Source organism: Rhodopseudomonas julia (assembly GCF_030813515.1).
GTDB classification, from domain to species: Bacteria; Pseudomonadota; Alphaproteobacteria; order Rhizobiales; family Afifellaceae; genus Afifella; species Afifella julia.
The window spans coordinates 298026-323964 of the sequence record NZ_JAUSUK010000001.1 but is presented as its reverse complement, the minus strand read 5'-3'; the positions used below and the strand labels follow the sequence as shown (position 1 = coordinate 323964).

27 protein-coding genes are annotated in these 25939 nt (G+C 63.8%); 9 read left to right on the top strand and 18 right to left on the bottom strand.

All coding sequences use genetic code 11. The features are described 5' to 3' along the window. Nucleotides 1-45: 45 nt before the first annotated feature. From rnhA to coxB, 11 genes are all read right to left on the bottom strand, one after another. Complete coding sequence (rnhA, locus tag J2R99_RS01480) at nt 46-522, bottom strand: ribonuclease HI (RefSeq protein WP_307152735.1); 477 nt, start codon at nt 520-522, stop codon at nt 46-48. Further along, nucleotides 519-1484 (bottom strand): homoserine kinase, encoded by a 966-nt coding sequence (gene thrB, locus J2R99_RS01475; protein ID WP_307152734.1) that lies wholly within the window; start codon nt 1482-1484, stop codon nt 519-521. Before thrB ends, rnhA begins: the two co-directional genes overlap by 4 nt. Before the next feature lie 9 nt (nt 1485-1493). After that, on the bottom strand, nt 1494-2453 hold the full coding sequence (gene ispH / locus J2R99_RS01470) for a 4-hydroxy-3-methylbut-2-enyl diphosphate reductase (RefSeq protein WP_307152733.1): 960 nt from the start codon (nt 2451-2453) through the stop codon (nt 1494-1496). 58 nt (nt 2454-2511) lie between these two features. Beyond that, entirely contained in the window at nt 2512-3264 is a 753-nt protein-coding gene (locus tag J2R99_RS01465) for an SURF1 family protein (protein ID WP_307152732.1), read from the bottom strand. Continuing rightward, nucleotides 3261-3650, bottom strand: a complete 390-nt coding sequence (locus tag J2R99_RS01460; protein WP_307152731.1) for a DUF983 domain-containing protein — start codon at nt 3648-3650, stop codon at nt 3261-3263. The genes J2R99_RS01465 and J2R99_RS01460 overlap by 4 nt, the downstream gene beginning before the upstream one ends. Before the next feature lie 47 nt (nt 3651-3697). Beyond that, nucleotides 3698-4531, bottom strand: coding sequence for a cytochrome c oxidase subunit 3 (locus J2R99_RS01455; RefSeq protein ID WP_307152730.1), 834 nt, complete (start codon nt 4529-4531; stop codon nt 3698-3700). 43 nt (nt 4532-4574) lie between these two features. Beyond that, nucleotides 4575-5162 carry a cytochrome c oxidase assembly protein gene (locus J2R99_RS01450; protein ID WP_307152729.1) on the bottom strand — a complete coding sequence of 196 codons (588 nt, stop codon included), beginning with the start codon at nt 5160-5162 and terminating at the stop codon, nt 4575-4577. Next, nucleotides 5162-5329, bottom strand: coding sequence for a cytochrome c oxidase system small membrane protein (locus tag J2R99_RS01445; RefSeq protein WP_307152728.1), 168 nt, complete (start codon nt 5327-5329; stop codon nt 5162-5164). The genes J2R99_RS01450 and J2R99_RS01445 overlap by 1 nt, the downstream gene beginning before the upstream one ends. Beyond that, the gene (locus J2R99_RS01440) at nt 5326-6249 is read right to left on the bottom strand and encodes a heme o synthase (RefSeq protein WP_307154109.1); all 924 of its coding nucleotides are present in this window, start codon (nt 6247-6249) and stop codon (nt 5326-5328) included. Before J2R99_RS01440 ends, J2R99_RS01445 begins: the two co-directional genes overlap by 4 nt. A gap of 160 nt (nt 6250-6409) precedes the next feature. Further along, nucleotides 6410-8059 carry a cytochrome c oxidase subunit I gene (ctaD, locus tag J2R99_RS01435; RefSeq protein ID WP_092809604.1) on the bottom strand — a complete coding sequence of 550 codons (1650 nt, stop codon included), beginning with the start codon at nt 8057-8059 and terminating at the stop codon, nt 6410-6412. A gap of 36 nt (nt 8060-8095) precedes the next feature. Beyond that, the gene (gene coxB, locus J2R99_RS01430) at nt 8096-9019 is read right to left on the bottom strand and encodes a cytochrome c oxidase subunit II (RefSeq protein WP_307152727.1); all 924 of its coding nucleotides are present in this window, start codon (nt 9017-9019) and stop codon (nt 8096-8098) included. A 306-nt stretch (nt 9020-9325) separates the two neighbouring features. On the opposite strand from coxB, the gene J2R99_RS01425 reads away from it, so the two are divergent. Further along, the gene (locus J2R99_RS01425; RefSeq protein WP_370872245.1) at nt 9326-9829 is read left to right on the top strand and encodes an invasion associated locus B family protein; all 504 of its coding nucleotides are present in this window, start codon (nt 9326-9328) and stop codon (nt 9827-9829) included. 110 nt (nt 9830-9939) lie between these two features. On the opposite strand, the gene bmt is transcribed toward J2R99_RS01425, so the two are convergent. Continuing rightward, a complete protein-coding gene (bmt, locus tag J2R99_RS01420; RefSeq protein WP_307152726.1) occupies nt 9940-10944 on the bottom strand; it encodes a betaine--homocysteine S-methyltransferase in 1005 nt (334 codons plus the stop codon). Nucleotides 10945-11123: 179 nt separating this feature from the next. On the opposite strand from bmt, the gene J2R99_RS01415 reads away from it, so the two are divergent. Both J2R99_RS01415 and J2R99_RS01410 read left to right on the top strand, forming a co-directional pair. Further along, entirely contained in the window at nt 11124-11603 is a 480-nt protein-coding gene (locus tag J2R99_RS01415) for a DUF992 domain-containing protein (protein ID WP_307152725.1), read from the top strand. A gap of 135 nt (nt 11604-11738) precedes the next feature. Then, nucleotides 11739-12842 (top strand): ribonuclease T2 family protein, encoded by a 1104-nt coding sequence (locus J2R99_RS01410; RefSeq protein ID WP_307152724.1) that lies wholly within the window; start codon nt 11739-11741, stop codon nt 12840-12842. Here J2R99_RS01410 and J2R99_RS01405 read toward each other — a convergent pair whose 3' ends face one another. Further along, a complete protein-coding gene (locus J2R99_RS01405; RefSeq protein WP_307152723.1) occupies nt 12843-13457 on the bottom strand; it encodes a YitT family protein in 615 nt (204 codons plus the stop codon). A 371-nt stretch (nt 13458-13828) separates the two neighbouring features. Here J2R99_RS01405 and J2R99_RS01400 point away from each other — a divergent pair, with 371 nt between their 5' ends. From J2R99_RS01400 to J2R99_RS01390, 3 genes are read left to right on the top strand one after another with little or no spacing between them, the layout of a single operon-like run. Beyond that, the gene (locus J2R99_RS01400) at nt 13829-15568 is read left to right on the top strand and encodes an ABC transporter substrate-binding protein (protein ID WP_307152722.1); all 1740 of its coding nucleotides are present in this window, start codon (nt 13829-13831) and stop codon (nt 15566-15568) included. 15 nt (nt 15569-15583) lie between these two features. Further along, on the top strand, nt 15584-15808 hold the full coding sequence (locus J2R99_RS01395) for a hypothetical protein (RefSeq protein ID WP_307152721.1): 225 nt from the start codon (nt 15584-15586) through the stop codon (nt 15806-15808). 57 nt (nt 15809-15865) lie between these two features. Further along, a complete protein-coding gene (locus J2R99_RS01390) occupies nt 15866-17044 on the top strand; it encodes an iron-containing alcohol dehydrogenase (protein ID WP_307152720.1) in 1179 nt (392 codons plus the stop codon). Between the two features lie 30 nt (nt 17045-17074). On the opposite strand, the gene J2R99_RS01385 is transcribed toward J2R99_RS01390, so the two are convergent. From J2R99_RS01385 to J2R99_RS01365, 5 genes are all read right to left on the bottom strand, one after another. Beyond that, nucleotides 17075-17680: a hypothetical protein gene (locus tag J2R99_RS01385; protein WP_307152719.1), complete on the bottom strand. Its 606-nt coding sequence runs from the start codon at nt 17678-17680 to the stop codon at nt 17075-17077. Further along, a complete protein-coding gene (locus J2R99_RS01380; RefSeq protein ID WP_307152718.1) occupies nt 17673-20672 on the bottom strand; it encodes a sarcosine oxidase subunit alpha family protein in 3000 nt (999 codons plus the stop codon). Before J2R99_RS01380 ends, J2R99_RS01385 begins: the two co-directional genes overlap by 8 nt. After that, nucleotides 20672-20941: a sarcosine oxidase subunit delta gene (locus J2R99_RS01375; RefSeq protein WP_307152717.1), complete on the bottom strand. Its 270-nt coding sequence runs from the start codon at nt 20939-20941 to the stop codon at nt 20672-20674. The genes J2R99_RS01380 and J2R99_RS01375 overlap by 1 nt, the downstream gene beginning before the upstream one ends. Nucleotides 20942-20978: 37 nt before the next feature. Continuing rightward, entirely contained in the window at nt 20979-22238 is a 1260-nt protein-coding gene (locus tag J2R99_RS01370) for a sarcosine oxidase subunit beta family protein (protein WP_307152716.1), read from the bottom strand. 199 nt (nt 22239-22437) lie between these two features. Then, nucleotides 22438-23157, bottom strand: coding sequence for a tetratricopeptide repeat protein (locus J2R99_RS01365; RefSeq protein WP_307152715.1), 720 nt, complete (start codon nt 23155-23157; stop codon nt 22438-22440). Nucleotides 23158-23377: 220 nt separating this feature from the next. Here J2R99_RS01365 and J2R99_RS01360 point away from each other — a divergent pair, with 220 nt between their 5' ends. The 3 genes from J2R99_RS01360 (at nt 23378) to J2R99_RS01350 (ending at nt 25823) form a co-directional block, all read left to right on the top strand. Continuing rightward, nucleotides 23378-23794: a GFA family protein gene (locus J2R99_RS01360; RefSeq protein WP_307152714.1), complete on the top strand. Its 417-nt coding sequence runs from the start codon at nt 23378-23380 to the stop codon at nt 23792-23794. Nucleotides 23795-23934: 140 nt separating this feature from the next. Then, a complete protein-coding gene (locus J2R99_RS01355; RefSeq protein ID WP_307152713.1) occupies nt 23935-24504 on the top strand; it encodes a TRAP transporter small permease in 570 nt (189 codons plus the stop codon). Further along, nucleotides 24501-25823 (top strand): TRAP transporter large permease, encoded by a 1323-nt coding sequence (locus J2R99_RS01350; protein ID WP_307152712.1) that lies wholly within the window; start codon nt 24501-24503, stop codon nt 25821-25823. Before J2R99_RS01355 ends, J2R99_RS01350 begins: the two co-directional genes overlap by 4 nt. Nucleotides 25824-25939: the final 116 nt, after the last annotated feature.

The following is a 25939-nucleotide window of genomic DNA, read 5'->3' as shown; positions in this document are numbered from 1 at the left end:
TCTGCGGACGGGGAAAGGAACGCCTAGCGCCCCGTTTCGATCCGCTCAAGAGCGCGTCGTGCCGGTCTTCTTTCCGCCGTTCTTGAAAGGCGCCATGCCTTTGCGCGCAAGCGCATCGGCCCGCTCGTTCATCTCGTCGCCGGCATGGCCACGCACCCAATGCCATTCGACGTCGTGCTGCTTGATCGCAGCCGTCAGTGCCTGCCACAGATCGACGTTCTTGACCGGCTTCTTGGCGGCTGTCTTCCAGCCGTTCTTCTGCCAGTTTTTCACCCAGCTGGTGATGCCCTGGCGCAGATATTCGCTGTCGGTGTGAAGCGCGATGCGCGAGGGGCGCTTGAGGGCGCTCAGTGCCTCCACTGCGGCCGTCAGTTCCATACGGTTGTTGGTGGTTTCGCCTTCGCCGCCGCAGAGCTCTTTTTCCACCCCGCGATATTGCAGGATGGCGCCCCAGCCGCCCGGTCCCGGATTGCCGGAACAGGCGCCGTCGGTATGGATGACGATGGTTTCTTTATCGGTCAAAGGTCGAAGCCGTATTCGCTGCTCGAGCGGACGTCGCGGTGAAACCGCAGCTTGCGCACGAATTCGCCCGGATCCTTGCGCGTGACGAAGGCACCGGGCGGTGTGGTGTTCCAGTCGTAGAGACGGGTGAGGAGAAAACGCAACGCCCCGCCGCGCGCCAGGATGGGCAGTGCCTCACGCTCGTCTTGCGTGAGCGGCCGGCTTTTCTCGTAGGCCGACAAGAGCGCATGCGCCTTCGTCACGTTGAAGGTCGCATCCGGCTCAAAGCACCAGGCGTTGAGGCAGATGGCGAGGTCGTAGGCGAAGAAGTCGTTGCAGGCGAAATAAAAGTCGATGAGGCCGGAAAGTTCGTCGCCGAGAAAGAAGACGTTGTCGGGAAAAAGATCGGCATGGATGACGCCTGCCGGGAGATCTTTCGGCCAGTTGTTTTCCAGAAAATCGAGCTCGTCGGAGAGGAGGGCGTGCAGGTTCTCGTCGGGTTCGCTTGCAGCCTCTCGGGCTTTCTCATGCAGCGGCCGCCAGTCGGCAACCGTCAGCGCATTGGTGCGCCGCATCGGAAAATCGCGACCCGCCTCGTGCATCTGGGCGAGCGCTTTTCCGAGTTCGGCGCAATGCACGGTCTGAGGCCGACGCACCCACATCCCGTCGAGGAAGGAAAAGATCGCCGCGGGCCGGCCACCGAGTTCTCGCAGCGCCACCCCGTCGCGGCCCTTGAGGGGCGTCGGGCAGACGATGCCGCGGGCTGCCAGATGCTCCAGGAGCGACAGGAAGAAGGGCAGATCCTCCGCTTTTACCCGCCGCTCATAGAGCGTCAGAATGTAGAAACCGGCATCGGTGTGCAGAAGGTAGTTGGAATTCTCCACGCCCTCGGCGATGCCCTTGAAGGCGAGCAGCGTGCCGAGCTCGTAATCCTTGAGGAACGCCTGAAGCTCGCCGTCCCCAATCTCCGTATAGACTGCCATTCGTGGCGTTTACGCTGCAGCCTGGTCGCGCAGGGCCCGCGGCAGCAGGAAGGTGATGTCTTCCTCCGCCGTCGTCACGAGCTCGATCTTGAGGTCGAAGCGTTCGCGGAAGGCGGCGACGACTTCCTCCACCAGAACTTCCGGAGCCGAGGCGCCGGCCGTCAGCCCGACGCGGCTGATGCCGTCGAAATCGGCCCAATCGATCTCTGCGGCACGGTTGATCAGCATGGCTTTGGGGCAGCCCGAACGCTCGGCGACTTCGCGAAGGCGCCTTGAATTGGAGGAGTTTGGTGCGCCCACGACGAGCATGCGCTCCACCGTTGGGGCGACGGCCTTCACCGCCTCCTGGCGGTTGGTCGTGGCGTAGCAGATGTCGCCCTTCTGCGGCCCCGCGATCGAGGGGAAGCGCTCCTTCAGGATCTCCACCATCTCGGCCGTGTCGTCGATCGACAGCGTCGTCTGGCTGATCCAGGAGAGGTTCTCCGGATCCTTCGGCATGAAGGCGCGCGCGTCTTCCGGCGTCTCGATCAGGGTGACCGTGCCGGGTTCGAGCTGGCCCATCGTGCCTTCCACCTCCGGGTGGCCGGCATGACCGATCAGCACGATCTCGCGGCCGCGGCGCTCATGCAGGATCGCTTCCTTGTGCACCTTGGAAACGAGCGGGCAGGTGGCGTCGAGATAGAAGAGGTTTCGGGCGGTCGCCGCTTCCGGCACGCGCTTGGCCACGCCATGCGCGGAGAAAATCACCGGCTGCTCGGTCTCCGGAATCTCGTCGAGCTCCTCGACGAAGACGGCGCCCTTTTCCTTGAGCGTCTCCACGACGAAGCGGTTGTGCACGATCTCGTGGCGGACATAGACCGGAGCGCCGTAGCGCCTCAGCGCTTCTTCCACCACCTGGATGGCACGATCGACGCCGGCGCAGAAACCGCGCGGGGCGCAAAGATGAAGTGTGATCTGAGGTTTGGTCATGGGTCGTCCCGTTCAGGGCGAGGTAGGTCCGAGGGTGGGGTGAAGTCAAGCGTCGCCATCACCGCAGGTCCGATTGCATATCGTTTTCAGCCCTTTCCCCGCGCAGACGCGGGGTCGCAAACATGAGGAAAACCGCAACGAGCGCGATCGCGAGCCCGTACCAGGTAAGGGCGTATTGCAAATGGTCGTTGGGGAAAGACATGCGCGTTTCGCCGGCCTGCGGCAGGGCCGGCCCGTCGGGCGAGGCGAGAAGATCGAGCGTCATCGGTGCGACCGGGGCGGCGAGAGCTCGGGCAGCCGAGATCGCGGCGATCGAACGGGAGAAGAAGAGATCCTTGCCCGGCTCGTTGTCTGGGGTGAGCCAGGTCGGCGGATCGTCGGGGCGGATCAGGCCCGAAATCTCGACGGAGCCCTTCGGCGGCGGCGCCCATTCTGCCCGATCCGGCACGAAGCCGCGATTGACGAGAACTGTGCCGCCGGCATCGAGAGCAAACGGCGTCATGATCCAGGCGCCGGGGCCGGAGGCGGGGCCGCGCGCGTCGCCGAGCGGCAGGCTCGTGAAGACGCGCACTTCCTTTTCCGGCAGGTAATGGCCGGAAAGCTCGACGCGGCGGTAATGCAGATCGGTGATGTCGCCGGTGAAGATCGCCCTCTCAGGCACGGGCGGTAGCGAGGGTCGCTCCGCCACCTGCGCGATCAGGTCTTCCTTCCACGCGAGACGCCGCAGCTGCCAGTTGCCGAGCGAAACGAGTATGGCGACGGCGACGATCACAAGAACGCCGGGGACGAGGAGACGGCGGAGGCTCCTCATTGGCCGCTTCGGTCGATTTCGCCTTCTTTCGCTTTGTTGGCGTATTGCAGCGCCACCGCCAGGCCTTTGAGTGGCCTCAGCAGGACGAGGCAGAGAACGAGAACGATCGGCAGCCACAAAACGATGTGCACCCAGAAGGGCGGGGTATAGGCGAGTTCCACGATGACGGCGGCACCCGCCACCAAAAAACCGACGAACGTCATGGCGAAAAACGCCGGCCCGTCGGCGGAATCGGCAAAGGAATAATTGAGCCGGCAGGCGGGACACGTCTCCTTGAGCTTCAAGAAGCCGTCGAAGATGCTCGCCTGGCCGCAGCGTGGGCAGCGCCCCCGAAGTCCGGCCGAAACCGGATCGGGAGATGTCGTCGGGATTACATCGGGCGCCATGAGGATCAAAGGATGGTCCGGCGGACCATCCCTCCTTGCGTGTGGGTTCAGTGCGTGACCGCGCCGGCCGTTCCCCACACATAGATGCAGGCGAAGAGGAAGAGCCAGACGACGTCGACGAAATGCCAGTACCACGCGGCCGCCTCGAAGCCGAAATGCTTCTCAGGCGTAAAGTCGCCGCGCGTCGCCCGCCACAGGCAGACGGCGAGGAAGATGGTGCCGACGATGACATGGAAGCCGTGGAAGCCCGTCGCCATGAAGAAGGTCGCGCCGTAGATGTTGCCGCCGAAGGAGAAGGCCGCCTCGGAATATTCGTAGGCCTGCACGCAGGAGAACAAAACGCCGAGGGCGATGGTCAAAGCGAGGCCCCATTTGAGCCCACGGCGATCGTTCACGAGCAGCGAATGATGCGCCCAGGTGACGGTTGTGCCCGAAGTCAGCAGGATCAGCGTGTTGAGAAGCGGCAGATGCCACGGATCGAAGACTTCGATGCCCTCAGGCGGCCAGGTGCCGCCGGTCAGCTCTGCGCGCATCGGCTGGACGGCTTCTCCGGCATAAAGGCTCGCATCGAAGAAGGCCCAGAACCAGGCGACGAAGAACATCACCTCCGAGGCGATGAACAGGATCATGCCGTAGCGCAGATGCAAGGACACGACGCCTGTGTGATGGCCCTGGTGGCTCTCCTTGATGACATCGCCCCACCAGCCGATCATCGTGATCAGGACACCGAGCAGGCCCGGAGCGATCCAGTAGACGCCCGCCCCTTTCATCGCGGCGATGGCGCCGAGTGCGAGTGCGAAAGCCGACACGGAGCCGACGAACGGCCACGGGCTGGGGTCCACCAGATGGTAGTCGTGGTTCTTGGCGTGGGCCTCTGCCATCGTTTCCTCTCTTGCAGGATCGCCGCTTAAGGCGCCCGATTGGTTACAGCTGCGCCGACGGCTTGTCGGAAGGCGCCTGCGCCACCGGCTCCGTCGGATTTTTCTCAGGGTAGAATGTGTAGGACAGGGTGACGGTCGTGATCGGATCCATGTCCGTGTCTTTTACGAGCGCCGGGTCCAGGAAGAACTGCACCGGCATTTCCGCTTCTTCGCCAGGCTCCAGCCGCTGCTCGGTGAAGCAGAAGCAGGCGATCTTGTTGAAATAGGCGCCGGTCTGATCGGGCGCGACGTTGAATGCGGCCGTGCCGACCGTCGTGCGGTCTGAGAGATTTTTGGCGCGGTATTTGATGAAATAGGTCTCGCCGACCTTGGCGCGGATCGAAGCCTGCTCCGGCTTGAAGCTCCATGGCAGCCCGACGACGTTGGAATCGAACCGCACGGTGATGACGCGGTCGACGATCTCGTTCGACCCGGCGCTGGCCCGCTGTGTGGTGCCGCCATAGCCGGTGACCGAGCAGAAGATGTAGTAGAGCGGTACGGCCGCATAGGCGGCTCCCACCATCCCGACCGCGACGCCGGCGAGAACAAGGCCGACGAAGAGGTTGCCGCGATTCTTCTTCTTGCCAGCCATCAGCCGCCTCCCGCGAGGTTGGGTCCGATCCGAATGATGGTGATGGCGTAGAAGACGACCACGAGTGCCGCCAGAATGAGGCCGATGGCGACCGAACGGCGGCGCCGGCTGCGCTTCTGCTCTTCGGTGAGCTGGATGCGGTCTTCAGACATGGAAATATTGCTCATGCGCTTAGAAGCCTCTCAAGTGTCGGGGAGAGCGCCGTGTCGAGCATCAGCATGGCGAAGAGCACGAAGAGATAGATGATCGAATAGCCGAAGGCCTTCTTCGCCGCGCCATGCTCCGCTTCCTTCTCGCGCAGCACCTTGAAGGCGTGGAAGATGAAGAGGGCGCCGAGCACGATCGCCGCCCCGCCGTAGAAGGGGCTCGCAAAACCGAGTGCGAAGGGTGCGACCCCGAGCGGCGCGAGAATGAGCGTATAGGCGAAGATCTGCCGCCGTGTGGCGCGTTCGCCATGCGTGTTGGGCAGCATCGGCACGCCGGCCCGTCCGTAATCCTCCTGCACGAAGAGGGCGAGCGCCCAGAAATGCGGTGGCGTCCACAACAAAATGATGAGGAAGAGGAGAACGGGATAAAGCGTGACGTCGCCCGTCACGGCTGCCCACCCGATCATCGGGGGGAGAGCGCCCGCCGCACCGCCGATGACGATGTTCTGCGCGGTAAACCGCTTTAAAAACATCGTGTAGATGACGCCATAGAAGAAGATGGTGAAGGCGAGAAGTGCGGCTGCGAGCCAGTTGACGGCAAGCCCCAGCGTCATCACGGAGAAGATCGAGAGCGTGAGGCCGAACGTATAGGCCTCCGCCGTGCTGACGCGGCCCATCGGGATCGGCCGTGAGCGCGTGCGCTTCATCAGCCCGTCGATATCGACCTCATAGGCCATGTTGAGGACACCGGAGGCACCGGCGCCGACCGCGATGGCGACGACCCCGATCGCGGCGAGGACCGGATGCAGATGCCCCGGCGCGACCACCATGCCGGTGAGCGCGGTGAAGATCACGAGGGACATTACCCGAGGCTTCATCAGGGCGAAATAATCGGCGGGCTCCGCCGTCATCATAAGGGCGGGATCAACCGCCGGGCTCATCTCGTTCGCTGCTCTGGCCACGCATTCCTCGTCGTTTTCTTGCTGGTGCCGGCCCTGCGTCCTTGCCAGGCCGGTCCGTTCGCAAGGCAGAGGCGGATCGCCCGCTTGCCGGAGGTCCGGCCCTCAGCCCCGCGAAGGGATGGGCCGGACGCTCATGCCGTCATTTGATCCGCGGCAGCTCTTCCCACTGGTGGAAGGGCGGCGGGGACGGCAGCTGCCATTCCAGGGTCGTCGCCCCCGGTCCCCACGGATTGGGTCCTGCGACCCGCTTCTTGGAGAAGGCTTCGAAGATCCCGTAGAGGAAGATTAGGACGGCGATGCCGGAAAGGTAGGATCCGATCGACGAGACGTAGTTCCAGCCGGCGAATGCGTCCGGATAATCGATGTAACGGCGCGGCATGCCAGCAAGGCCAAGGAAATGGTGCGGCATGAAAACCATGTTGACGCCGATGAACGTCACCCAGAAATGGGTTTTCGCGATCACCGAATTGTACATGTAGCCGAACATTTTCGGGAACCAGTAATACCAGCCTCCGAAGATGGCGAAGACCGCGCCAAGCGACAAAACGTAGTGGAAGTGGGCGACCACGAAATAGGTGTCGTGCAGAGAGCGGTCGAGGCCGGCATTGGCGAGCTGCACGCCCGTCACGCCGCCGATGGTGAAGAGGAAGATGAATCCGACCGCCCACAGCATCGGCGTGCGGAAGGAGATCGAACCACCCCACATCGTCGCGATCCAGGAGAAGATCTTCACGCCCGTCGGCACCGCGATCACCATCGTGGCGAAGGTGAAATAGGCCTGCGTGTCGACGTCGAGGCCGACCGTGTACATGTGGTGCGCCCACACGATGAAGCCGACCGCGCCGATCGCGACCATGGCATAGGCCATGCCGAGATAGCCGAAGATCGGCTTGCGCGAGAAGGTGGAGACGATGTGCGAGACGATGCCGAAGCCCGGCAGGATGAGGATGTAGACCTCCGGGTGACCGAAGAACCAGAAGAGATGCTGGTAGAGGATCGGGTCGCCGCCGCCGGACGGATCGAAGAAGGTGGTGCCGAAATTGCGGTCCGTCAGAAGCATGGTGATGGCGCCCGCAAGCACCGGCAGCGACAGAAGCAGGAGGAAGGCCGTCACCAGCACCGACCAGGCAAACAGCGGCATCTTGTGCAGCGTCATGCCCGGGGCGCGCATGTTGAAGATCGTGGTGATGAAGTTGATCGCGCCAAGGATCGACGAGATGCCGGCGATGTGCAGCGCCAGAATGGCGAAGTCCATGGCCGGGCCAGGCGAGCCGTAGGTGGAGAAGGGCGGATAGATGGTCCAGCCCTGACCGGCGCCGTAGCCGCCGGGATTTCCCGGCACGAACATGGAGATGAGCAGGAGGATGAAGGCCGGCGGCAGAAGCCAGAAGGAAATGTTGTTCATCCGCGGGAAGGCCATGTCCGGCGCCCCGATCATGATCGGCACGAACCAATTGCCGTAGCCGCCGATCATTGCCGGCATGACCATGAAGAAGATCATGATCAGGCCATGCGCGGTGGTGAAGACGTTGTACATCTGCTTGCCGCCATCGAGGGCGGCGCCTGCGTCGTAGCCGTAGACCATCTGGGCAAGACCATGGAAGATCTGGATGCCCGGCTCCTGCAGCTCCATACGCATGACGACGGAGAGGCCGCCGCCGATGATCCCCGCCATGATGGCGAAGATCAGATACATCGTGCCGATGTCCTTGTGATTGGTGGAATAGACGTAGCGTTTCCATCCCGTCGGATGGTCGTGCGCCTCATGTACCGCAGCAGCGTTCGCCATAGGGGTCGTGTCCTCTAATTGGTTCGCGGGCGCGCCTCAGCGCAGCGCCACCTTGTCGTCGTTGGCCTGGTTTTCCCGTTCGATCGCCTGGGCGAGAGACTGGTTGGCCCCCTCGATGTCATCCACAGCCTGGCTCGCCCATTGCTGGAATTGCTCCTTGGAGACGACGCGCATGGCGATCGGCATGAAGGCGTGATCCTTGCCGCACAATTCCGAGCACTGGCCGTAGAAGAGGCCTTCGCGGTTGGCCTTGAAGTAGGTCTCGTTGAGGCGGCCGGGCACTGCATCGATCTTGATGCCGAAGGGGGGCATGGCGAAGGAATGGATGACGTCGGCAGACGTCACCTGGACGCGCACGAAGGTGTCGACAGGCACCACCACGGGGTTGTCGACGGAGAGGTTGCGCACACCGTTCTCCGGCAGATCCTCATCCGGGATCATGAAGGCCTGAAAGCTGATCTCGTCGGTGATGCCGTTCGACTTGCTGTCATCGTCGACGCCATATTCGTAGCCCCAATACCATTGGTGCCCGGTGACTTTGACGGTGAGGAACTTGTCCGTCTCGGGATTGTATTCCGAGTAGATTTTCGAGGGATCGAACTGGCCGTAGAGCAGCCTGAAAGACGGAACGGCGATCAGAACGAGGATCAGAACCGGCAGCACCGTCCACAGAACTTCGATTGTGGTGTTATGGGCGAAGCGGGCGGGCTCGGGATTGCGCTTGGCGTTGAAGCGGACGGCGCACCAGGCCATCAGCCCGAAGACGAAAACGCAGACCGCCAGCATGATGGCAAGCGTGTACCAGGCGAACCAGTCGACATATTGTGCGACTTCACTCGCTGCTTCCTGCAGATTGACCTGCCAATTGAACGGTCCGCTGTCGACCGGCTGGGCCAGCGCCTGTGAACCGAGGGCGAAAAGCCCCGACAATGCGCCGAAAGTTCGAGCCAGAGCTCTCATGAACACCTCTTCATCTTTCTCCGCCACAGAAAGACCATCTAGGCGGGGTCCGTTCACCAGCCAGTGCAAGAAACGGCCTTTGCTGCAAGGTTTGTTTGGAACAGAACCAAACTCCGTCAATGCCAGGGAGGCCAACTTCCGCACGTCTGCGGCATTTTCGCCATCATGTGCGGCATTTTGGCCTGCGGCTCAAGAGGCGATGCTGTACGCAGCCATTTCTTGAATGGCCATCGGCGGTCTGGTACCGCTCAATCCCGATTCGGAACCGGCGGTCGGGGCCCGCCACCTTGAGAAGGTTGATCTCAGTTGCGCTTTCCCGCTTTCCTGCTGTCCGCTCTAATTCTTGGGGCTGCCGTCTTGCTTCCGGCCGCGGCCGAAGCCCAGGGCACCGTCAAGTCCAAGCATGGTGACTGGGAGGTGCGATGCGACACCCCTCCCGGCGCGCAGAACGAACAATGTGTCGTGATGCAGTTCGTCACGGCCGAAGACCGACCGAATGTCGGCCTCACGGTGATCGTCTTGAAGACCGCCGACAAGCAGGCCCGTATCCTGCGTGTTCTGGCGCCGCTCGGCGTGCTTCTGCCGCGAGGCCTCGGCCTCAGGATCGATGACGATGATCTGGGCTCTGCCGGTTTCGTACGCTGCCTGCCCAATGGCTGCGTGGCGGAGGTCATCATGGATGATGATCTCTTGAACAAGATGGAGAACGGCACGAACGCGACGTTCATCATCTTTCAGACGCCGGAGGAGGGGATCGGCATTCCGATCGCGCTTGCCGGCTTCAAAGACGGCTACGCCGAGCTTCCCTGAACTTTCCTGGATGTCTCCGCGGCAGCCGGAAGGCGCGGCGGCTCACACGGTGGTTGAGGCGTCGTCCGAAACGGCGCCTCTTTGCATATGACCCCGAAGGAGTGGCGACGTCAGGCGCGTTCGCGCCGGCCTGTGCGTCGCCGGCCCTCGCCACCGTCCTCGCGCGGCGGAGCGACGAGCGGGCCGATCAACTCCTCGATATGGGCGCGGTCCGGACGATCGCCGCGATTGTGGCTGTCGATGGCTGTGCGGATGGCGACGAGATGTTCCGGCGTGGTGCCACAGCAACCGCCGACGATGCGTGCGCCGGCATCCATGGCGAGATGGGTGTAGCTCGCCATCAATTCCGGTGTGCCGGAATAATGCACATGATCGCCCTTCACTTGCGGGATGCCGCAATTGGCCTTGGCGATCACCGTGAAGCCGTTCTTCTGCGCCTCCATGGCGAGAACGGAGACGAGAAGATCCGAGGCGCCCACACCGCAATTGGCGCCGAAAGCCTCTGGCGCCTGTGACAGGCCGTCGAATGCTTTCGCGAGATCCTCCGGCTTCAGCCCCATCATGGTGCGTCCGGCCGTATCGAAGCTCGCCGTCGCGGTGTAGGGCATGCCGGCATTGATGGCGCCCTGGGCGGCGGCACGGATCTCTTCGACCGACGACATCGTCTCGATCCAGCAAATATCGGCACCGCCTGCCTTCAGCCCCTTGGCCTGCTCGGTGAAGGCTTCGATCGCCGCGTCCATCGTCAATTCGCCGAGCGGGGTGAAGAGCTCGCCGGTCGGCCCCATCGAGCCGGCGACGACGATCTCGCGCCCGGTCGCGTCGGCGGCTTCGCGCGCGATCTCCGCGGCAAGCTTGTTGAGCTCGAAGACGCGGTCCTGGGCGTTGTGCAGCTTCATCCGGAAGCGATTGGCACCAAAGGTATTGGTGAGGATGATGTCGGAGCCCGCGCCGAGGAACCCGTCATGCAGCTTGCGGATCCGGTCGGGATGGTCCGCGTTCCACAATTCTGGCGGGTCGCCGGCCGTCAGTCCCATCTGAAAGAGGTTTGTGCCGGTCGCGCCGTCCGCCATGAGGACGTCTTTGCGGGCAAGAAGCTCTTGCAGTTTCGCCATCTTCGATCTCGCACTTGCTTTGCCGACCGCATGAAACACCTCCGCCTGCCGCCGGCAAGGGGCGCCCCGCCATATTTGATCCGGTGTCTGGTCGTAAATCGCTCCGGAACGGTGCGCGCCGGCCTGCGTTGGCGCAGCGACGGGCGCCCTCCGGCGCCATTTTTCAAGGAGATTTCGTGATGAAAAAGGTTCTGACCACGCTTCTGCTCGCCGCAGGTCTTGCCATCCCAAGCGTTGCCTCGGCGCAGGATCGCGTGGAGATCGGCGCGCTCGATTGCACGGTGGAAGGCGGTACCGGCTTCATCATCGGCTCGTCCAAGGAGCTGACCTGCACCTTCACGCCGCGCGAGGGCGGGCCGCAGGAGGCCTATGCCGGCACGGTCAAGAAGTTCGGCCTCGACGTCGGTGTGACCAAGGAGAGCTTCATCAAATGGCTGGTTCTTGCGCCGACGCGTGACGCCTATACGCGTGGCGCGCTGGCGGGCGAATATGCCGGTGTCGGCGCGGAGGCGACCGTCGGTGGCGGTGTCGGCGCCAATGTCCTGATCGGTGGTTCCAACAAGAGCTACGCCCTGCAGCCTTTGAGCGTGCAGGCGCAGAAGGGCCTGAACCTTGCAGTCGGGTTCCAGTCGTTCACGCTGCGTCCGCTCATCCAGTAATTTTGCGCGCCGGGTTTTTCAGGCCGCCGGGCGCTCCCCGGCGGCCTTGTCATGTCGACTGCGACGCTTCACGGAGCTGACACGCGCCACGCCCTATGCTGAGGCGCTGGCAGAGACGAGGTGAACCGAGGACGGATGATGCGGAAGATCGTCGTGCTTTTTGCGCTCCTGTGCCTGTGGCTGGGTATGGGCCGACCGGCGCTCGCCCAGCAGGTCGACCTTGAGGGCTATTTCATCGCCTTGAAGGCCTGCGAGGCGACGAAGAAAAAGGCGAGCGACAATCCGGGCGGGGTCCGGCTGGAGACTATGCGCGCCTACAAGATGCTGGCGCGCAACGACACGCCGGGCACGCATTACCGTGTCGAGGTGCCGGGAGCGCCGGAGAGCGAGGCGCGTTGGGTGCCGATGGATTGCGGCGTTTTCGCACCTCAAACGGCTCTCGTCCGCGAGGCTCTGTCGCCCAAAGCCGGGGCCGAGCCCGCGCAAGACGCCGCCGGAGCGGATGGCACGCCCGCGGAGGTGGAAAGCGGCTTTGCCCCCGACAGTCTCGGATATGTGCTGGCGGCCTCCTGGCAGCCGGGCTTTTGCAAGACCGAGGTTGGGCAGGACAAGCCGGAATGCCTACTTCTCCGGCCTGGCCGCTTCGATGCCCTGCATTTTTCGCTGCACGGTCTTTGGCCGGACAACCTCTCCGACAAGGCGATCTATCCCTGCTATTGCGATCCGGGCCCTGCCGTCTCCTGCACACAGAACCGGCCGTCGGCAGAGACGATAGAGCTTGATCCAGATCTTCTTGCGGCCCTAGCCGTTGTCATGCCGGGCGTTCAGTCGGGACTGCATCGCCATGAATGGAGCAAGCACGGCACTTGTTACGAAGACGATGTGACCGGCGACGACTTCGATTCCGACCCTAACGAGTATTACGGCGAATCGCTGCTCCTGATGACGCAGCTCAACAATTCGCAGGTCTGGGAGCTGTTTGCCCGAAATGCCGGCAAGAAGCTCTCGCGCGATGAGATCGAGGACGCCTTCGACCGCTCTTTTGGGGAGGGCGCGGGCAAGCGCGTCATCGTGCGCTGCGATGAGGCGACTGGCGACATCACCGAATTGTGGATTTCTCTCACGGGCCGGATCGATGAGAAGCCAGATCTCGCGAAGCTGATCGAAGCGGCTCCGCCTGCGGCGACCTCGAGCCGCGATGAGAGCTGCGCCGGCGGTCTGGTCGTCAAAGTGGAATGATCAGCTCACGCCGACATACCGGCCTGGCCGGTGGTTGATGGCGAGGATGAAATTGAGCACGGCAGCGCCGAGCAGCGACAGAAGCACCCGATCGGCATCGACGACGAAAAGCGCGACGATCATGATCGTCGCGTCGATGGCGAGCTGCACATAGCCCGCCCGCAGTCCGTAATTGTCCTGCAGGTAGACCGATAGGATGTTGACGCCGCCGAGACCGGCGCGGTGGCGAAAGAGCGCCAGGAGCCCTGTGCCGATGAGGATGCCGCCCATGATTGAGGCATAAAGCGAATTGATCTCGCCAATCGCGATCCATTGCGGTGTCAGACGCGCAAACAGCGAGACGAGCCCGACGGCGATGAAGGTCGCTATCGTGAAGCGCCATCCCATGCGCCCGACGGCGAGCGCATAGAAGGGCAGGTTTACGACGAAGAAGACGATCGGAAACGGAATCCCCGTCGCGTATTGGATGAGAAGCGAGATGCCTGCGGTCGAGCCCGTCAGAAGCGTCGCCGTCGAATAAATCGAAAGGCCGAGTGCTACGAGCAGCGTGCCGATCAGGAGCGCCAGAGCATCTTCGTAGAGCCGGTGCTTATGAGCAGGAGGCTGATCTGTCATGTGAGGTTCTGAGCCGTTTTTGTGAGACGGGGGAGGGCGTTCATGTTCTCTCGGTCAAGCAAGTGATGTGCCGGTCCCGTCCGACCTCCCTCGGCACGAGTGTCCCGTTGGCTGCGGGCCAAGGATGCAAGTTTTTGCGCTAGACGTGATGCGTGAAGCGGGCAAGAAGCTTTTGTGCCGGAACGCCCCATTGCGGCCGGGCCTTGCCCGTAACTTGCAAGCGGGCATGGCGAGCCAGATGATTCCCGTCACAGCCGTGCTAAATTTGCTGTCCAGGAAGACTGTTGCTCCTTGGCCCTGCCTGTTGCCGCCCGGGAGCTTTTGCCGGGCGTCGTCGCCCGCCGGTGATGTGCCGCTGAGGCGGAGAAAGAGTGAGCATTGTCATGACGCGTGAGACCGAGATGCGGCCGCACCCCAAGGCTTTGGAAGCGCAGGATCTGATGGCGCGTGGACGCTTGAGCCGTCGCGCTTTCATCCGCATCGCCGCTTTGACGGGAATGTCGGCGGCCGCCGCCTACACGATGGCGGGTCTGCCAGCCCCGGCCTATGCGCAGACGATCGGCAACGTGCCTTTTCAAAATCCGGACGACGATCCGCAGGAAGGCGGCATCATCAAGGTCGGCATGCAGGTCCAGAAGATGGACGATCCGGCAATCTATGCCTGGACAGAGGCATCCAACCAGACCCGCCATATCCTGGAATACCTCGCCTATACGACGCCGGACAACGTCACCCACCCGATGCTGGCGGAAAGCTGGGAGGTTTCCGACGATCTGACCGAATGGACGTTTTACCTCCGCCGCGGCGTGCGCTGGCACAATGGCGAGGAGCTTGTCGCCGACCACATCCGCTTCAACGTCGAGCGCTGGTGCGATCCGGCGCTCGGCTCCTCCAATCTCGGGCTCGCCTCGATCGCGGCCATGCTCGAGGAGGTGGAATCCGACGAAAAGGACGAGGATGAGGATGGTCCGCCGAAGCGCGTGAAGAGGCTGCGCGAGGATGCCGTGGAGGTGGTCGACGACCACACCATCCGTTTCAAGCTGTCGCGCCCCGTGCTCTCCTTCCCGGAGGATATGTACAATTACCCGACGGCAATCGTGCATCCGAGCTTCAAGCCGCCGTTTTCCGATAATCCGATCGGCACCGGCCCGTTTACGCTGGCGGAACTTGTCGTCGGACAGCGCTGCATTTTGAAGCGCGTGCGCGAGATCGACGAGGAGCCGTTCCAATACTGGGGTGGAGCGGTGTTTCTTGATGAGATTCACTATTACGATGTGCCGGAAGACACCCAGCTCACGGCTTTTGCCTCTGGCGACATCGATGCGATCTATGAATTCGGCGTCGAGCAGATGGAGCTCGCCCGGGCGCTCGATGGGAACATTCTCTCCACCCGCACGGCACAGACCCTCTGCCTGCGCTTCCAGGTCGATCAGGAGCCATGGACAGACAAGCGGGTGCGCCAGGCCTTCGTCAAAGCCTGCGACAATGCCGCGATGCTTCCGCTGGTTTTCCCCGAGAGCGGCGATGTCGGCTGGAACCACCATGTCTCGCCGATCCATCCGGAGTATTTCCCGCTGCCGAAGCTTGAGCGTGACCTCGACGGTGCACGGGCCTTGCTCGCCGAGGCGGGTCAGGAGAACCTCGAAGTCACCGTGGCTTGCGGCAAGACCGATGGCCCCTGGCAGCAGACAGTCTGCGAAATCGTCCGTGATCAGGTGAAGGAAGCCGGGATCACCTTGAACATCAACATCATGGCGACGGCGAAATACTGGGAGATCTGGAAGGACACGCCTTTCGGCGCCACGCAATGGACGCACCGCCCGCTCGGCACCATGGCTTTGTCACTCGGCTACCGAACCGGCGTCCCTTGGAACGAGACGCATTATTCCAATCCGGAATTCGATCGCGCGCTCGACGAAGCGGAAACGATTCTGGATGCGCAGAAGCGCAAGGCGGCCATGGAGAAGGTGGAGAAGATCCTTCAGGACGATGCGGTGATGGTCCAGTCCATCTTCCGCCCGGTCTACACGATCTCCTCCAAGAAAGTGCACGGCTATCCGGCGCATCCGAGCCAGTACCATCAGTTCAACAAGGTCTGGATCGAGCATTGAGTGAGACGAGGCGGCGTGGCGCAGAGGCCGCGCTCGGCTCAAGACGCATATGCCTCGTCCACGCCCGGTGAGATCTGCCATGCGCTGGAGACGTATCTCGGCATCGAATGCCGCGGTGCCTGCGGTGGCAATCTGGGCTATGCGGCCGCTTTGAAGGGTTTGAACGGGCAGCCGGACGCCGTTCTCGCCGTGAACCTGCAGCAGTGCGGCGTGAGGGCCGCATCGACGCTCCCGAAATGAGGATTGCAATGCTATCCTGCCAAAATGTCGCATTAGACGACGATGGGAGGGGCACCAATGCTGGGAACTACGATGAATCAGGTCGCCGATTTCGCTGACATTCCGGTCGTCTTCGGCCCGGGACGTGCGACGCGGATCGCGCAGGACGTGTCGGCGCTCGTCGGCGAGGCTGCGAATGTCCTGCTCGTCGCCGATTCCGGCCTGCGTCTCCACGGCCACATTCTCTGTCTCGAAGAGGCGCTTCTCGGCGCCGGCCATCAAGTCGCGATCTACGATGAGGTCTCCGGAGAGCCGACGGAAGCTCAGGTGGCGGAGGCCGTCACCGCTGGGTCCGGCGAGTGGACAAAGCTCGTCATCGCGCTTGGCGGCGGTTCGGCGATCGATCTCGGCAAGGTCACCGCGGCGATGCTCGCCAATCCGGGCGAGGTGACGTGCCATCGCATGGAGGAGACGCCGTTTGCCGCGAAGGCCGTGCCTTTGATCGCCATGCCGACCACCTCCGGCAGTGGTGCCGAGTTCACCGCGACGGCCGATCTTTTGGCCAGTGACGGCACCAATTACTGGTATCGCGCGCCGGAGCTGATGCCCGCGCTCGTGCTTCTCGATCCCGAACTGGTCTGCACGCTTCCGGGGGTCCCAACGGCGACCACCGGCATTGATGCCCTGGTGCACGCGGTGGAAGCGGCGACCGGACGGAGGGCGAGCCGCGAAAGCCAGGCGGCTGCGCTCTCCGCCATCTGGCTTATTTGCGAGAACCTGCCCGTTGTGATGAGCGAGCCCGACAATCTCTCGGCCCGCGCCGGCATGATGCAGGGAGCGGCCTTGGCCGGGATCGCGATTGAGAAAACGGGAACCGGGCTTGCCCACAATATCGGCTATGCACTGGGCGCACTCGCTCCCATCCCGCATGGTCTTGCGGTCGGCATCGGCATGGCGGCGACGGCCGAATGGTCGGCGGAGGGAAACCCGGACGGCTTTGCGGCCGTTGCGGAGGCGATGGGCGTCGAACGAAAGCCCGAGGCCTTTGCGCCGGCCTTTCGTGCCCTTTGCGCCGAGATCGGCTTGTCGCTCGACCCGCCGGCATTGTCCGGCATTTCCGTCGAAGCGCTTGCTGCGCGCATGGGTGCGGAGGAAAACGCCCCGATGTTGGAGGCGAACACCCGCTTCATCGGCGATCGCGACCTGCCGCAGCTCGCGGCGCGGGTGCTTCACAAGGCGGCCCGAAACGCGGCGTGATGCGTCAGAGGCGCGGCAGCTGCCTGCGCCTCACTTCGCGCTGAGTGTGAGCTCCCAGGCCTTGCCGGCATCGACGAGCCATTCGACCATCGCCTCACCGTAGCTGCGCGCGACCGCGATGTCGAAGCAATCTTCCGCCTGGCGCAGCACGAGGACGTCGAACGCTGCCATTTTGGTCTGGGCGGCGCCGCCCGGCGGCAGCGTGTCGAAATCGAGCGCGATGCCGTGGGCGAGGAGGCTCGCCGCTGGCGCGCCTGCCAGGCGTACGATGCTGAAGCCGTGGCTGAGATCGGTCAGCGTGCCGGATCGGCCGATCGCTTTCTTGAGCTGATCGGCGATGCCATCGGTATCGCTCAACAGCATCAGCCGGCCGACGCCCAGCGACACCAGCATGCCATGGGCATTGTCGACAAACGTGCCATTGTCGGGCATCGGCAGCTCCGTCACCTCTGACAACGCATTGGCGAAGTCGAGGGCGGTGGAAAGCCACGCCTGCATCTGCACGATGACCGCCGGGCGAAATTCGGTGAGCGTGAGGGGCGCGGAGGTCGCCGGTTTCGTACGTGCCAATGCGTGAAGCGCCGATTGTCTTTCGATCGACGCGGGCTTTTTGGCGGTGTTCGTTTCGTCAGCCATTGGGGCGGCTCCCGTCGGGATCGTAGAATTGCGGGTCCACGACCCGCACCCGGTTATGTGTCCCGCGCAGGGGATCGGCCGCGTAGAGAACCTCTTCGTGCCGTTCCCGCCCACCGCGCAGGAGCGCCAGCGCGATATGGCTCTTCATGGCCGGGCTGTAGGTCGCCGAGGTGATGTGCCCTTCGGACTCGCCCGGCTTCTCCGCACTTTCGCCTTTGACGAGATGCGCGCCGGCCTGGACGATTGCGCCGTCGAGCGCCACAAGGCCGACGAGTTGCTGGCGGTCTTGCGAGGTCAGCGCCTCGCGCAAGGCGAGCGGCCGGCCGACGCAGTTCTTCTTTTTCGACAGGATTTTTTCCATGCCGAAATCTTCAAGGCTCCGACGCCCGTCGAACTCCGCTGCGCCGGGATAGCCCTTCTCGATGCGCAGAATGTCCATCGCCTCCATGCCATAGGGCGAGACGTCGAGATCCTTTCCCTTCTCCAGAAGATACTTCCAAAGGAAGACGCCGTGATCGGCGCCGATATAGATCTCGTAGCCGTCTTCCCCGGATGAGGAGAGCCGCGCCACGATGACGGGGAGATCGCTGATCGTGGCACGATGCACGTCCCGGTACGGGAAGGCACGATTGTCCGTCTCCCGGCCTTCCACGACGCGGCTGACGAGCGTGCGCGATTTCGGACCGGAGACGGCGATGCCGGCATAGTGCTCGGTGACGGACGTCACGGTCACGCGCAGATCAGGCCATGCGATGGCAAGCAGGAACTCCAGATGCGTCACCACCGTCTCCGCTTTTGCGGCCGGAGTGGTGAGCAGGAAATGGTCTTTGGAGAGACGGAAGGCCGTGCCCTCGGCGAAGATAAGACCATCCTCGCGCAGCATGACGCCATAACGCGTCTGCCCGGTCGTCAGGTTGGAGAAGAGGTTGGTGTAGACGCGGTCGAGGAAGGCCGCCGCGTCGGGGCCCGCGACATCGATTTTGCCGGTGGACGAGATATCGGCGATGCCGACCGCTTCGCGCACATGGGTGGCCTCGCGCAATGCAGCCTTCTCCGCGGCTTCGCCGGGCCTCGGATAGGCGCGGGGCTCCATCCACAGGCCTGAGGCTGCCATCGGCGCCCCGGCCGCGACATGCGTGGCGTAAAGTGGTGAGCGCCGCACCGGGCGCATCTGTGCGCCGCGGGCGCGTCCGGCGAGCGTGCCGAGCGGCACGGGTACGAAAGGCGGGCGGAAGCGCGTCGTGCCGGCCTCGGACATCGGCACCTCGCGGGCCTCCGCCAGAATGGCGAGGCCTGTGACGTTCGAGGTCTTGCCCTGATCGTTCGCCATGCCGAGCGTCGTGTAGCGCTTCACATGCTCCGGGCTCTCAAAGCCCTCCCGTGCGGCAAGCCGGATATCTTCCGCGGTGACATCGTGCTGAAGGTCGACGAAGGCCTTGTCGAATTTGCCGAACCGACGGCCCGCAGGGGCTTTCACCTCAAACAGGGGTTTGAGCCCACCATCCTCGACGGATGCCCGCAGATTGCCGCCGCGGCTGTCCACCTTGAAAGAGGGGAGCGGACAACGCAGGCCGAGGAGTTCGCAGGAGGCCTGCCCCGCGACCGCGCCTTGTTTCAAGACTTCGCCGAGGCGCGCCGCGCCGATCATCGCGCCGGCGGGCACCCAGGCCTCGCGCTGTGTGCCCGGCACGAAGGCGGCGATGTCTGCGTTCCAGGTGGGGGCGCCGCCGGCCTGGCTCGCAAGATTGATGACGGGGTTGCTGCCGCCGGAGACAAGCAGCGTGTCGCATTCGAGCGTGGTCGTCTCGCCGCTGCCGTCGGCGGCCATGATGACCGCCTTCTCGACCTGCTTCTTGCCCTGAGCCGCGATGACGACATGGCCAGTGAGAAGGCGCGCGCCTGTTTGTTCGAGCGGCTCCGTCAGCTCAGCCGGCAAGTCCTCGCGCGGATCGACGATGGCGGCGATCTGCAGCCCCTCTTCGACAAGGGCGGCTGCATTGAGCCATGCTTGGTCGTTGTTGCAGAAGAGAACGGCCTGCCGGCCGACCATGACGCCGAAGCGGCGCGCATAGGCGAGCGCGGCGGAGACGAGCATCACGCCCGGCCGGTCGTTGCCGGCAAAGACGATCGGACGCTCGTAAGAGCCGGTGGCGAGCACCACCTGCCGGGCCTGCAGCCGCCAGTGGCGCGCCCGCGTGAGACCGCCGGCGCTGCAATCCTCGAAGGCGGCGAGCACATTGGCGTCGTAATAGCCCCAGACATTGGTCTGCCGCAGAACCCGCACATTGGGCATGGCGTCGAGCTCGTCGGCCGCTTCCTTCGCCCAGTCGAGCGCCGGCGTGCCGTTGATGCGCGCATCGTCGAGATCGATTGCGCCGCCTAAGACGTGCCCTTCATCGGCGATGAGGACGCGGGCGCCGACGCGCCCTGCTGTCAGCGCCGCGGCAAGCCCGGCCGGACCACCGCCGACGACGAGGAGATCGGCAAAGGCATTGGCGCGTTCGTAGCGTGCCGGATCGGGCGACAGGCTCGCCCGGCCCATGCCGGCGGCGGCGCGGATCGACGGCTCGTACCACATCCACGAGCGCTTCATCGGCCCCATGAAGGTCTTGTAGTAGAAGCCGGCACCGAAGAAGGGAGCGAAAACCTGGTTGATGGCGCCGAGATCTCGGTCGACGGAAGGGTAGGCGTTCTGCCCGCTGACGACGAGCCCGTCGGAGACGAGCCGGGTCGTCGCCTGCACATTGGGCTCCGTTTCGCCGCCCACACCTGTCGTCACCAGCGCGTTCGGCTCTTCGCTGCCGGCGGCAAAAACGCCGCGCGGCCGGTGATATTTGAACGAGCGTGCCACGATCGCGCGTCCCGAGGCGAGAAGTGCGGACGCGATCGTGTCGCCGGAGAACGCCTCCACCGGCTTGCCGTCGAAGGTGAAGCGAAGCGGCTTGTCACGGTCGATGCGTGTGCCGGGCGCGTCGGTGCGGAAGCCGACCATCACTCGTCTCCCCCGAACGGACCGGCAAGCGCGGCGTTCAGCACTTCATGCGTCTCGGTGTTGCGGGTGGCGATCAGGAACTGCCGGCAGCCATGTTCGTGCTGCCAGATTTCCTTGTGTTCGCCGCGCGGGTTCTTGCGCTCGTAGACATAAGGGATCCACGGTCCGGCTTCTTTTTCCCGGTGCGACGGGCGCTTCACGCCCGCATCGCCCCAATAGGTGAATTCGCCGACATCGCGCAGCCCGCAGACGGGACATGGGATCAGCATGGCACGCTCCCGCGCCGCGTTGAGACAGGGCGGCGCATCAATGCAATCTCGGGGTTGGGCCGACGCCGGCCTCGTCGAGCACCCGGCCGTCCTTGAAGCGGTCGAGTGAATAGGCGGCGTTGAGCGGGTGCGGCTCGTCATTGGCGATCGTATGGGCAAAACACCAGCCGGCTGCGGGTGTCGCCTTGAAACCGCCGTAGCACCAGCCGCAATCGAGGTAGAGGCCGGGCAGGGGCCCCTTGTCGATGATCGGGCTGCCGTCCATCGACATGTCCATGATGCCGCCCCAGGAGCGCAGGAGCTTGAGGCGCGAGGCATTCGGAAAGAGCGCCAGAAGCTGCTCCGTCATCTCGTGGACGGCCGGCAGATTGCCGCGCTGGGCGTAGGAATTGTAGAGATCGAGACCGCCGCCGAAGACGAGGCCGCCCTTGTCGGATTGCGTGACATACATGTGCCCGCAGCCATAGGCGACGACCGTGTGGATGAGCGGCTTCACCGGCTCGGTGACGAAGGCCTGCAAAAGATGGCTTTCGATCGGCAGATTGTCGACGCCGGCAAGCCGCATCACGTCGGATGTCATGCCGGCGACGGAGACGCCGACCTTGGCGGCCTTGATCTGTCCGCGCGGTGTCTCCACGCCGACGACCTTGCCCGCCTCCTTGATGAAGCCGGTGACGGGTGTGTTCTCGATGATATCGACCCCGAGTCGGTCGGCGGCGCGGGCATAGCCCCAGGCGACGGCGTCGTGGCGTGCGGTGCCGCCGCGTTTTTGCAGAAGCCCGCCGACCACCGGAAAGCGTGCGCCGGGCGAAATGTCGAGACCCGGACAGAGCCGCGACACGCCCTCGCGGGAAAGAAGCTCCGCATCGATGCCGGCGAGCCGGAGCGCATTGCCGCGTTCTGCAAAACGATCGAGCTGTTCGGGCGAATGCGCGAGATTGAGAACGCCGCGCTGCGAGAACATGACATTGTAGTTGAGCTCCTGCGACAGGCCCTCCCACAATTTCAGGCTCCAGTCGTAGAAGCGGTGGTTTTCCGGCAGGAGGTAATTGGAGCGCACGATGGTCTGGTTGCGCCCGACATTGCCCTGGCCGATCCAGCCGCGCTCGACGACGGCGATATTGGTGAGCTTGTGGTTCTTGGCGAGATAGAAGGCCGTGGCGAGACCATGGCCACCGCCACCGACGATGATGGCGTCGTAGCGCGGCTTCGGCTCCGCCTTGCGCCAGGCCGGACGCCAGCCGCGATTTCCCGTAATGCCCTGGGTCAGGACCCGCAGGGCCGAATATTCCGCCATCGCCATTGATCCGGGCTGTTGCCGCACGCTTTCGGAGAGTGCCCCCTCCAACAAGGTTAAAGCTTTGACTCAATCGGAGGCGTTTCGAAAGCGGCGCGAGCGGTTTTCTCCACCGACAGATTGCCGCCCGGCCGGCACCAGTCGACGTTTTTGTCGGGCGCTGAGGAACTTGCGGAAGTTGTGGGCGATCGGGGAAAACTCAGATGTCGCGGCCGCCCGCGTCCCCCTCGCCGTCTTCGTCTGCGGGTCTGTCGCCGTCGGGCGTCTGCGGAAGCAATGCCCGCTCTCTCAGCCAGGGATTGATGGCGACGGCTTCGCGCAGAGCTTTGTGGGCAAGCCGCGTGCGCCCCTGATGCAGGAGGATGAGGCCGCGGCCGGAAAGTGCCGCGAAGTGCTTGGGCTCGAGCTCCATCACGCGGTCGATGTCTTCGAGCGAGCCGTCGAGATCGCCTTCGAGAAAGCGCAAGGTGGCGCGCTGATTCCAGGCCTCGGGATAATCGGGTGCACGGGCGATCACGTCATCGAGGATCGCCACCGCCTTGTCGTAATCGGCGACGCGGCGGGCCGTGAGGGCCTCCTGCAGCATCTGCGAAATCTCCGCGGTCGGGCCGGCCATCCAGGCCTGCCAGATCAGGTTCTCGATGCGCCGGCCTTCCATTTCGCTCCGGGCGTTTTTGAGCTCCTCGTAGAGGCGGGAGAGTTCCGCGTCCCGCTCGGAGGCGGAGAGATGCCGGCCGTCGGTTTCGCCCGCCGCCCGGGCCGGAGCGGGTGAGGCGAGGGCCGCCGAAAGAGCGAGCGTCAGAACGAGAGCGAAGCTGCGGAGGAGAGGACGTGAGCGCAGCGTCGTGAAAAGGTCGAGGCGGACATCTGCGGGTCGGCCAGTGGGGTCAGTCGAGATCGCGGGGGAAGCCATCGGCATCGTGTCCTCGTGTCTTCCAGAACATGGCAATGCTTCTCTGCCCCATCATGCAATAGATAGCCGTGGCGGAGCACGCGACCAGCTTCTGACCTGCGGCGAACGTGCGATCGAGCCGCAATCTGCGAACACGACTTGGTGAGGCGTGGCGCTCCGATTGACCCTGCCGCATGCGATGTCACCCTATGGTGGGCGTGCGGGTGACGGAGGATAAGAGGATAAGATGGACGAAGCGATCGAGGGCGGCTGCCTGTGCGGACGGACGCGGTACCGCGCGACGCGGCCGCCGAGCGCCACCACCAACTGCCATTGCCGCTCCTGCCGGATGGCGGCCGGCGCGTCCGGCGTCGCCTGGGCGGTCTTCTCCCGCGAAGATTTTACGTTTTCGGCGGGCGAGCGCGTCATCTACCATTCTTCGCCCGGCGTGCAGCGCGGCTTCTGCGGCCGCTGCGGCACGTCGCTCACCTATGAGAGCGATCATGATCCAGACGTGATCGAGGTCAATCTCGTCACGCTCGACCATGCGGATGACTTTCCGCCTGAGCGCGAAAGTTGGCTCGACGACGCCCTGCCTTGGGAGGTGGTGGATCCGGACCTTCCCCATCATCGCGGCTCTCGAAAGGAGCCGCCTGACGCCTGAGCGTTGGACCCGAAAAACCCCAAGGGGAACAAGCACTGAATAGCGCCGCCGAGCCTCTTCCGACGCGGGAGCGGGAATGGCATGGTCGCGCGCAAGCGACCACAAAGCGCCGCCGGGGAGAGGAAAGGCATGACGACATCGTGAGCGGAGGGATTTTTCCCGAAGCAGAAGCGCGCGTCGGCCGTCTCGTCGGCCGGCTCTGTGCCGGTCTTGCCGTCCTCGGCGGTCTCGTCCTCGTCCTCCTGACGGTGATGACCGTCGTCTCCATTGCCGGCCGGGCGCTGGTTCCTTTGGGGCTTGGTCCGGTCCCGGGCGATTTCGAGCTTGTGGAAGCGGGCGTCGCCTTTGCCGTCTTTTCCTTCCTGCCCTGGTGCCAGTTCCGCCGGGGCCACGTCACCGTCGACTTTCTGGCAGAACGCTTCGGGCCGCGTGGCATGGCGGCCTGTGCGCTCACGTCCAATCTCGTCATGACGGCTCTCGCCTGTCTTCTTGCCTGGCGCCTTGGTCTCGGCATGCAGGACAAGAGGCTCTACACGGAGACGACCTTCATCCTGCAATTCCCGATCTGGTGGCCCTATGCGGCCTCGCTCGCCGGCGCCTGGATGTTTGCCGTCGCCTCCGCTTACAGCGTCTGGCGCTCTCTCAATGAGACGCTGACGACAGGCGAACCGGCGGGCCTGCGCCTGCGCGGGACGGAGTCCGGCGAGTGAGTGATGTGGCGCTTGGCGGCTGGTCTTTCGCCGTCCTCCTGCTTCTGATTTTTCTGCGTATGCCGATCGGCCTTGCCATGCTTTTGGTCGGCCTCGTCGGCAATGCCCTCGTCAATGGCTCCTGGACACCGCTTCTGGCGCAGCTCAAATCGCTCACTTACGAGAGCTTTTCGAGCTACTCGCTGTCGATCGTGCCGCTCTTTCTCCTGATGGGGCAATTTGCGACCCGCGGGGGCATGTCGCGGCAGCTCTTCGACGCGGCGGCCGTGCTGCTCGGTCACCGCAAGGGTGGCGTCGCCATGGCCGCCGTGGGCGCCTGTGCCGGCTTCGGGGCGATCTGCGGCTCATCCCTCGCGACCGCCGCCACCATGGCCAAGGTGGCGATCCCGGAGATGCGCCGCTTCGGCTATTCGGGGGCGCTTTCGACCGGCTGCCTCGCCGCGGGCGGCACGCTCGGCATCCTCATTCCGCCCTCCGTCATCCTGGTCATTTATGCCATCCTGACGGAGCAGAATATCGCCAAGCTCTTTCTCGCCGCCGTCCTGCCGGGGCTGCTGGCCGCACTCGGCTATATGCTGGCGATCGCAATCTATGTGCGTCTGTGGCCGGACGCGGCGGGGCGTCGCGACAAGGCCGATCGGGAGGAGAGGCTCGCCGCTCTCATTGCCGTCTGGCCGGTTCTTGCCGTTTTCGTGGCGGTGATCGGCGGCATCTATCTCGGCATTTTCACGCCGACCGAAGGGGCAGCCGTCGGCGCTCTGGGCACCGGCCTCATTGCGCTCGCGACTGGTGCCCTCGGCCCCCGCGCCCTGATCGACGCGCTTCTGGAGACGGCGGTCGCCACCGCCATGATCTTTTTCATCGTTTTCGGCGCGGCCGTCTTCAACACCTTCCTTGCCTTCTCGCAACTGCCGCAGGAACTGGCGCAAAGCGTGATGGAGGCGGGGCTCGATCCCTGGACAGTGCTTGCCGCGATCCTGCTTTGCTACCTCGCTTTCGGCTGCGTGATGGATTCGCTGTCGATGATCCTCCTCACCATCCCGATCTTCTTTCCACTCGTGAGCGGTCTCGATTTCGGTCTCGGCCCAGAGGAATTCGCTATCTGGTTCGGTATCTTAGTCTTGATCGTCGTAGAGGTTGGGCTGATCACGCCGCCGGTTGGCATGAACCTCTTCGTGATCAACTCGTTGTCAGAAGATGTTCCGATGAGCGCCACTTTCCGTGGCGTCATTCCCTTTGTCGCCAGCGACATTTTGCGCATAACAATTTTAGTTGCCTTCCCTTCGATCACCCTCGTTATGCTTCGAATTCTCTATTGAGACGACGAACGACAACCATATGTGGGAGGGAGCGCCGCCGCGCGATCCCCGAAATCGCGGGGCTTGCAACCCGGCCGGTTCGGCCGCGTTTGCACCGCATGCATTGAGGAGCAAGA